The organism is Pseudomonas sp. P4_C3 (assembly GCF_056402075.1).
This window is the reverse complement of the sequence record NZ_JBFUIC010000795.1, coordinates 1-570: the sequence shown is the minus strand read 5'-3', so window position 1 is coordinate 570 and position 570 is coordinate 1. Positions and strand designations below refer to the sequence as shown.

General features: G+C 58.2%; 1 protein-coding gene and 1 pseudogene. One reads left to right on the top strand and one right to left on the bottom strand.

From position 1 onward, the window contains the following. Positions 1-70, top strand: a pseudogene (locus AC1DVH_RS32500) (sulfurtransferase TusA); the annotation flags it as partial. A 124-nt stretch (positions 71-194) separates the two neighbouring features. On the opposite strand, the gene tusA reads toward AC1DVH_RS32500, so the two are convergent. Beyond that, a complete protein-coding gene (gene tusA, locus AC1DVH_RS32495; RefSeq protein WP_007987255.1) occupies positions 195-446 on the bottom strand; it encodes a sulfurtransferase TusA in 252 nt (83 codons plus the stop codon). Positions 447-570: the final 124 nt, after the last annotated feature.

The window sequence follows — 570 nt, the reverse complement described above, 5'->3', positions numbered from 1 at the left end:
CCATGAACTGGTGGCGCAGCACGAAGAGGCGGGCACCTACCTCTACTGGATTCGCAAGAAATCCGGCTGATCATCAAGCCCCTGTAGGAGCGAGCTTGCTCGCGATGGACGTCAACGATAACGCGTAATACCTGATGCCCCGCGGTGTCCTGGCGTTTTTCGCGAGCAAGCTCGCTCCTACAGGGGCTTGATGATCAGCCGGATTTCTTGCGAATCCAGTAGAGGTAGGTGCCCGCCTCTTCGTGCTGCGCCACCAGTTCATGGTCGAGAAACACACAGAACTTGGGAATGTCGCGACGGGTCGACGGGTCAGTGGCGATCACCTTGAGCAAGCCGCCAGGCACCAGGTCACGGATATGCTGGTGTAGCATCATCACCGGCTCCGGGCAGTTGAGGCCGGTGGCGTCGAGGGTGCCGTCTACCGGCGTATCAAGCATTTCACTCATGATTCACTCCTGAAACTGGCCGGCATTGTCGCGCATTGCCGGGTGTAACGTCATCTGCGACAGACATCCATCTTTGTAGGAGCTGGCTTGCCAGCGAAGGGTCCCTTGAGTCATGCGCCGAAAA

Bases quoted from the DNA above. Each gene is read 5' to 3' on its own strand.
- tusA (WP_007987255.1), bottom strand. From the start codon at position 446: ATGAGTGAAATGCTTGATACGCCGGTAGACGGCACCCTCGACGCCACC.